The sequence below is a fragment of the Rhodoferax sp. GW821-FHT10B06 genome (assembly GCF_059415605.1).
Genome location: NZ_JBWKNO010000017.1, coordinates 107,679 through 115,780, shown reverse-complemented (window position 1 = coordinate 115,780; position 8,102 = coordinate 107,679). Strand labels below are relative to the sequence as shown.

At 60.5% G+C, this 8,102-nt stretch carries 4 protein-coding genes; 3 read left to right on the top strand and 1 reads right to left on the bottom strand.

The window, feature by feature from the left end; all coding sequences use genetic code 11:
• Positions 1 to 424 precede the first annotated feature (424 nt).
• Both AC07O2_RS21570 and rsmH read left to right on the top strand, forming a co-directional pair.
• The gene (locus tag AC07O2_RS21570) at positions 425 to 1,846 is read left to right on the top strand and encodes an aspartate kinase (protein WP_495106699.1); all 1,422 of its coding nucleotides are present in this window, start codon (positions 425 to 427) and stop codon (positions 1,844 to 1,846) included.
• Between the two features lie 95 nt (positions 1,847 to 1,941).
• Positions 1,942 to 3,000 (top strand): 16S rRNA (cytosine(1402)-N(4))-methyltransferase RsmH, encoded by a 1,059-nt coding sequence (rsmH, locus tag AC07O2_RS21565; protein ID WP_495234330.1) that lies wholly within the window; start codon positions 1,942 to 1,944, stop codon positions 2,998 to 3,000.
• A 138-nt stretch (positions 3,001 to 3,138) separates the two neighbouring features.
• Here rsmH and AC07O2_RS21560 read toward each other — a convergent pair whose 3' ends face one another.
• A complete protein-coding gene (locus AC07O2_RS21560; protein WP_495234329.1) occupies positions 3,139 to 4,479 on the bottom strand; it encodes an MFS transporter in 1,341 nt (446 codons plus the stop codon).
• A gap of 487 nt (positions 4,480 to 4,966) precedes the next feature.
• Here AC07O2_RS21560 and AC07O2_RS21555 point away from each other — a divergent pair, with 487 nt between their 5' ends.
• On the top strand, positions 4,967 to 8,041 hold the full coding sequence (locus tag AC07O2_RS21555) for a sensor domain-containing protein (protein WP_495234328.1): 3,075 nt from the start codon (positions 4,967 to 4,969) through the stop codon (positions 8,039 to 8,041).
• Positions 8,042 to 8,102: the final 61 nt, after the last annotated feature.

The window sequence follows — 8,102 nt, the reverse complement described above, 5'->3', positions numbered from 1 at the left end:
CATTCATACGGCCTTGCTTTCCCTGGCTTGTTGTGTCATCTGCCTTCGTAGACTTTCCCCGTTTTGTTAGCCGCTCTTAGTCGGCCTGGGCGTGTCGTCCATGCTAGGTTGGCCATCCGGTACGGGGCTTTAGCTCCCGGGCCGATGATCCGCTGGATTTGCGCCTGGACCCTATCGCGCCCTGAAGCAAGCCGTGGAGGGCAAATCAATTCCGGATAAATTCATTGCCCAAAGCGCGGTTCTGGAATAAGGCCGGCTAAATAGCTTGAAAACTCCGGCTTGGCGGTGAAGTTTGCGCATGGCTGGCAGCTGCCGCAACGGTGGCTGCCCCAAAGTGGTGGAAAATAGCGGGTTTGCTGCCCTTGACTCCCTCGGCAGAAACCCCGCCCAGTTTTTCGACCTTTTTGCTCCTTTCAGCCTCTCCATGCACGACGTAAATTCTTCCAAAATCTCTGTCGAGAAGATCGGCGGTACTTCCATGACCGCTTTTGGCGATGTGCTGCGCCACATCGTGCTGCACGACCCCAAGCGCATTTACGGCCGCATTTACGTGGTGTCGGCCTATTCGGGCGTGACCAACCAGCTGCTGGAACACAAGAAGACCGGCGAACGCGGTATCTACGCCCTGTTTGCCGAGAGCAAGGGCTACCAGGATGCGCTGACAGGCCTGGCCGCCAGCCTGAAGAAGATCAACGCCGGTTACGCGGATATCGGTCTGCCACTGGATGTGGCCGATGCCTTCATCGACAAGCGCATTGCCCAGGCCCGCGAATACCTGGGTGCCATGCAGCATGTGCTGGCCAGCGGCTACCTCAGCCGCCACGACGTGCTGCTGGCCGCGCGTGAAGTGCTGGCCTCTATCGGTGAATCGCACAGCGCGTTCAATTCGGTGGAGATTCTCAAGGCCAATGGCGTGAAGGCCGTGCTGATGGACCTGGCCGGCTTTGACGACAACGAAGCCTGGACCATCGACGAGCGCATTGCCAACAGCTTCAAAGACCTGGACCTGGTCAACAACGTGATCGTGGCGACCGGCTACACCAAGGGCACGGAAGGCATCATGCGCGAGTTTGACCGCGGCTATTCCGAAGTCACGTTCAGCAAGATTGCCGTGGAAGTGCGTCCTGCCGAGGCGGTGATCCACAAGGAATTCCACCTGTCGTCCGCTGACCCCAACCTCGTGGGCCTGGAAAACGCCATTGTGGTGGGCGCCACCAACTATGACGTGGCCGACCAACTGGCCGATGTGGGCATGGAAGCCATCCACCCCAAGGCGTCCAAGCCGATGGAGCTGGCGGGCATCCCTATCCGCTTGAAGAACACGTTTGAGCCGGACCATCCCGGTACGCTGATCACCAAGGACTTTGTGGGCGAGCGTGCCCGCGTGGAAATTGTCACCGGCACGGACAAGGTCACGCTGATCGAAATCCACGACCCCAGCATGGTGGGCACCGTGGGCTTTGATGCCAGCCTGATGCAGGTGTTCTGCAAGCACGACATCAGCTACATCCTCAAGGCGACCAATGCCAACTCGATTGCCCACCTGGTGTGGGACAACCAGGTGTCGGCCGAACTCCTGGCTGAGCTGGAAGAGCTGTACCAGGTGGTGACGGTCAAGCCCAGCGCCATCGTCTGCACCATAGGTTCCAACATCGGCATTCCGGGCGTGCTGGCCAAGGCTGCGCAGGCTTTGGCAGATGCCCAGGTCAACGTGAACTGCGTGTCGCAAACCCTGCGCCAGGTGAATATGCAGTTTGTGATTGAGCGCGAGGACTACAAAACGGCCATCAAGTCGCTGAATATGGCGCTGTGCGTCAACTCCGGCACGCCGGTGCCACGCGTTTGATTGCTGCTTAAAACGCTACAAATTCAGTAGCTGGCCGCGCAGATCCTACGGGTGGCGCGGCTTTTTTTTGCCTTCCCTGGGGCGCATAATGGCCGATGACCGACGCCACCCCTCCCCACAAGCGCCGCGTACGTTACGCCGGCACCCACCCCCGCCAGTTTGAAGAAAAGTACAAAGAGCTGGACCCCACGCGCCATGCGGACGAGGTGGACAAGGTCATGCAGCGCGGGCAAACGCCTGCGGGCATGCACCGCTCGATTTGCGTCGACGAAATCCTTGCCATCTTGAAGCCCGTGCCGGGCGAAACCGGTGTGGACCTGACCTTGGGCTTTGGCGGCCACACGCTGGCCATGCTGCCGCTGGTGCAGCCCGGCGGGCGCATGTTCGGCATGGATGTGGACCCGATCGAGCTGCCCCGCACGACTGCGCGGCTGCGCGCAGCGGGCTTTGGCGAAGAGGCGCTGACCGTGCACCGGGCCAACTTCAGCGAGCTGGCAACCTTGCTGCCGCAGGCGGGCGGTGGCTTCGACTTTGCACTGGCAGACCTGGGCGTGTCGTCCATGCAAATCGACAACCCGGCACGGGGCTTCAGCTTTCGTGCTGATGGTCCACTGGATTTACGCCTGGACCCGAGTAGCGGCCAGTCGGCCAGCGAGCTGCTGCTATGCGTAACCCGGCACCGGCTGCGCGATTTGTTGACCGACAACTCCGACGAGCCCTTTGCCCAGCCATTGGCGGCGGCCCTGCAGGGCCAGTTTCTGGAAACCACGGTGCAGCTGGCCGACCTGGTGCGCGCCACCATGGAACTGGCCTACAAGCGCAGCATGCCGGCAGAGGAGCGTCTGGCCGAGACCAAGAAGGTGCTGCAGCGCACGTTCCAGGCGCTGCGCATCGAGGTGAATGACGAGTTTGGTGTGCTGGACAAGATGCTGCTGAACTTGCCCGGCTGCTTGAAACCGGGTGGGCGCGTGGCGATTCTGAGCTTTCACTCCGGGGAAGACCGGCGCGTGAAGAAGTGCTTTCAAACCGGCGAGCGCAACGGCACCTTCAGCAGTGTGGCCGCCGATCCGATCCGGGCCTCATTTGAGGAGCAGCGCAGCAACCCGCGCTCCACGTCCGCCAAGCTGCGTTGGGCGGTGCGGGCACCGCACTGAATGCAAACCGGGTGCTTGCATATGATGCTACTGATTTTGTAGCTGGTGCCGCATATTCTGTGTGCGTTGCAGCGCTTTTTAAACAAAAAAATACCCGGGGTATCGGGCCCGGGTATGTGTTCCGTGTGCGTGTTCTGCTTACGGCGTGGGGGCGACGGCTGCGCTCATGTCCATATCGCGGGTTTCACGCGACAGGTACAGCGCCAGCATGGTGATGGCGCCGTTGCCAGCCATGTACAGGCCCACGCCCATCAGGCCGTAGTTTTTGTTCAGCTCCATGGCCACCAGGGTGGGGATGGAGGCGCCCACGATGGAAGACAGGTTGTACGCCAGCGAAGCACCCGAGTAGCGCACTTCGGTGGGGAACAGCTCTGGCAGCAGGGCGGCCATGGGGCCGAAGGTCATGCCCATCAGCGCCATACCCACCACCAGGAACGCCGCCACGGATTGCACGCTGCCCTGGTTCAGGAAGGTTGGCATCAGCAGGCCCAACACCACGATGCCTGCCGTCACCTTCAGCAGCCAGCTGCGACGGCCCAGCTTGTCGGCCCACACGCCGCCCAGCGTCGTGAAGATGCCAAACACCACCGCGCCCACCAGCAGCAGGCCGGTGAAGGTGTTGGGCGGAATGCCCAGGCCCATCGCATGGCCCGCGGGCGACAGCGCCGCCGGGCTCTTGGAGTAGACCTGTACAAAAGCCGTCATCAGGTAGAACAGCACATAGGTGGTGGACATGCAGAAAATACCGCGCAGCAAAGCGCCGCCATGGTGCTTGAACACGGCGCTCACAGGGGCTTGCAGCTTGCGGCCTTCGCGTTCTACCTTTTGGAAGGCAGCGCTTTCGTGCAGGTTCAGCCGCACATACAAGCCCACGGCCACCAGCACGAAGGACATCAGGAAGGGAATGCGCCAAGCCCAGGCGACCATGGTTTCCGTGCCCAGGAAGTAGGTCACCAGGAAGAACACGCCGTTGGCCACAAATAAGCCAATCGGCGCACCCAACTGGGGAAAGCTGCCAAACAGGCCGCGTTTGCCCTTGGGCGCGTTTTCAGTGGCGACCAATGCCGCGCCACCCCATTCACCGCCCAGGCCAATGCCCTGGCCGATGCGGCAGACACACAGCAGAATCGGCGCCCACAGCCCGATGCTGTCGTAAGTGGGCAGCAAGCCAATGGCTACGGTGGACAGGCCCATGGTCAGCAGCGAAGCCACCAGCGTGGTCTTGCGGCCGATGCGGTCGCCAAAGTGGCCAAACAGGGCCGAGCCGATGGGGCGGGCCAGAAAGGCCAGCGCCAGGGTGGACAAAGACAGCAGGGTGGCGGCCGACGGGTCGCCCTTGGGGAAGAACTGGCTGTTGAACACCAGCACCGCAGCAGCGGCGTAGATGTAGTAATCGTAAAACTCGATCGCGGTACCCACCAGGGACGCGATGGCTACTTTGCCGGGCGAATTGCCCTGCGCAGCAGTAGATGCAGACATGGAAAACCTTTCAGAACATGCTTCGAGATGTGTGCCTGCGGACCTCCGTATGAGGGCCGTGCACTGGGGCGGAAATCGGTGGGTGGTTTTCTGCCTGCCAGGCTGGGGGATAAACCAGTTGGCATGCCAGGGTGGCCAGAGCCGGTGTAGGGCCCTGTTCATAATTCATACATAAACCTGGGGAGTCGCGGATTATGCCTGCTGGTCTGGCGAAGCCATGGCGGCTGCGTACCAAACCCCACGCACAAGCAGGGCTAGCGCCATGGGGTTGCGGCGGGATGGCTAGTGCTTGTATGAACGAAACCTAATTTTTACCCGGTATGGCGGAGCTGTATGCACCAGCTGATCACGGCATGCTCCAGCCGTCCCATATGGGGCAATTGTTCCCCAATCATGGCGACAAGCTTGTCATACTCTGGATGCGCTAGCTGCAGTGCTGCCAGTAATGGGTGTTCCAATGGGCGCTGTCTTTTTTTCGAGGAAGCAGATGAACCTGGACAGTGCTCGCAATCGATTCATTGCCTTGGCCGCATCTGCCTATCTGGCCTTTGCCTTGGTGTGGATTTTTTTATCCGACCAGTTGCTGGCCCACTTTGCCGATCTTTCATCCTTGCTCTGGTTATCCACGGCCAAGGGTTTGTTCTTTGTAGTGAGTACTACCGGCATCTTCTTCGTTTTGTTGCATGCGGTGCCGCCGGCGCAGCTTGCAGCCGGAAGTAGCTTTGTTGGCAGCCTGGACCACGGCTTGGGTATGTTGAAGCTCCCTCGCTGGTTGGTCTACGTGTTTGCGCTGCTGGTGACCTCTCTCATGGTTTTGGTGCGGGAGGGAATTGCGCATGGGCTGTCTGACAAGCCCATGCTCATATTGTTCATGATGCCGATCATTCTTAGCGCGCTGATGGGCGGCTTAGGCCCTGGCTTGTTATCTACGACGGTAGCGGCTGCGGGAGGGTATTGGGCTATCACGTCATCGTTTGGCTTGCACACGTCGGCCTCCAGCCATGATCAGTTCCAGTGGGCTGCATTGATTGCCAATGGCGTGGCCATTAGCCTGCTCAGTGCCGTGTTGCGGCACGCATTGCGCCGTGCCGAGAACCAGCGCCGCTTGCTGGACAGCGTGGTTTTGGGTACTTCGGATGCAGTGTTTGTCAAAGACATCCAGGGCCGTTATTTGATGGCCAACCCATCTGCGGCTCAATTTATAGGAAAGTCTGTGCCTGAGATTCTGGGCAAAGACGACACCGCGCTCTTCGACAGGGCGTCGGGCGAGCGCTTGATGGCCTTGGACCGCGCCATCATGGACGGCGGCACCACGCTAACGCATGAGGAGTCTGTGGAGACCCAGGATGGCAAGAAGTTGGTGTTTTTGGTGACCAAGGGACCTGTACGTGATGCCGATGGTGTTGTGACTGGCATTTTTGGTGTCTCGCGCGATATCACTGAGCGGCAGAATGCCAAGGAGTTACTGCACGCGCGGGAGCGGCAATTGGCGCGCGTCACCGAGGGTTCGGACCAGGGTTTTTGGGACTGGAACTTGCAGACCAACGTCTTCCAGGTTAGTCCGCGCTGGGAAACCATGCTGGGCTACCAGCCGGGCGAGATGGATATCCGCGTGGAAAACTGGGCTGCATATGTGCACCCGGACGACCTCGCCGCATCCTCGGCTTCTATCCAGCGGCATCTGGCCGGTGAGACCAGTAACCACGAGCTGGACCTGCGCTGTATCTCAAAGAGCGGCGAATGGCGTTGGATCCATACCCGTGGCCGGATTGTCGAGTGGGACAGCGATGGCAAGCCGCTAGCCATGGCCGGGTCGCACACCGACGTCACTCAGCAAAAAGCTTTTGAGCAGGCTCAGCGCGAGGCCACCACCGTGTTTGAGAGCAGTTACGAAGGGCTGATGGTGGTGAATGCCGACGGCCTGATTGCCAAGGTCAATCCCGCCTTTGTGCGTATCACCGGTTATGCCTTGGAGGAGGTGATTGGCCAGTCGCCCCGCATCCTGTCCTCCGGCAGGCAGGACGTCGAGTTTTATCGGCAGATGTGGACGGCGATTCTGGCGCAGGACTTCTGGCAGGGCGAGATCTGGAATCGACGCAAGAGCGGCGAGATCTATGCCGAGCTTCTGTCGATCTCGGTGGTACGGGGGAGCACGGGGGCGATTGAACATTACGTGGCGGTGTTTTCCGACATCAGTCGTTTGAAGGAGCACGAAGCTGAGTTGGACCGCATTGCCTATTACGACCCGCTCACGGGAGTACCCAATCGCAGGCTCTTGGCAGACCGCCTGGCGCAGGCGATTGCCCGCACGGGGCGCAGTGATTTGGCGCTGGCGGTTTGCTATTTGGACCTGGACGGCTTCAAGCAGGTGAATGACCAGTACGGTCACGCGGGCGGGGACCAGTTGCTGATTGGGGTGGCTGAACATCTGAAGCAGATCCTGCGCACCGAAGACACGCTAGCCCGTCTGGGCGGCGATGAATTCGTGCTGCTGCTGGCCGATATCGCCTCGCCCGAGGAGTGCTCTGTTGTGCTGGAGCGGGTGCTGGCGGCCGTCTGCAGCCCGGTATTGTTGGCGGACGATCACACGGCCAGCGTTTCGGCCAGCATCGGCGTCAGCCTGTATCCGCAAGACCATGCCGATGCCGACACTTTGCTGCGCCATGCCGACCAGGCGATGTATCTGGCCAAGAACGCTGGCAAGAACCGCTTTCACCTGTTTGACCCGGAGAGCGACCGCAAAGCCCAGCAGCGCCGCCATTACATTGACCGGGTGCGGCTGGCGCTGGAGCAGGGCGAGCTGGTACTGCACTACCAGCCCAAGGTGGATCTGCGCGACGGCAGCTTGGTGGGTGTGGAGGCACTTGTGCGCTGGCAGCATCCCGAGATGGGCTTGTTGCCGCCATCGGAGTTTTTGCCACAGATCCAAGGTAGCCATCTGGAGTCGGCATTGGGTGACTGGGTGATTCGCACTGCACTGTCTCAGGCTGCACAGTGGCTGCAACAAGGCCTGGTGCTGCAGATCGGCGTCAATATCGCCGCCTCCCATATGGTCCAGGATGATTTCTGCAACAAGCTGGCAGCAGCTCTTGCGGCACACCCCGAGCTGCCCGCAGCGTCGCTGGAGCTGGAGGTGTTGGAGACGGCTGCCTTCGAGGATATGAACGAGGCCGGTGCCATGCTGGCACGCTGCCAGGCCTTGGGTGTGCGTTTCGCCCTGGATGACTTTGGTACTGGCTACTCCTCTCTTACCTACCTGCGCAAGCTACCAGTGGATACGCTGAAGATCGATCAAAGCTTTGTACGTGACATGCTCAGTGACGCCGACGACCGCGGCATTGTGGAGAGTGTGATCCGTCTGGCCGGAGCCTTTCGCCGCGAGGTGATTGCAGAAGGGGTGGAGAGCATGGACATCGGCGCGGCGCTGCTGCACTTGGGTTGCTATCTCGTGCAGGGTTACGGTATCGCCAAGCCTATGCCGGCTGCTGCGCTGGCGGGATGGTCCGCGCAATGGCAACAGCAGGCGCTGTGGCGCGGCCTGAATACAGAGCCCGCAAACTGAGTTCAGAGGGTGACGCGGCACGCTGTTGCATACTGCGTGCAGGCTGCCGCTTTCTGCTTTA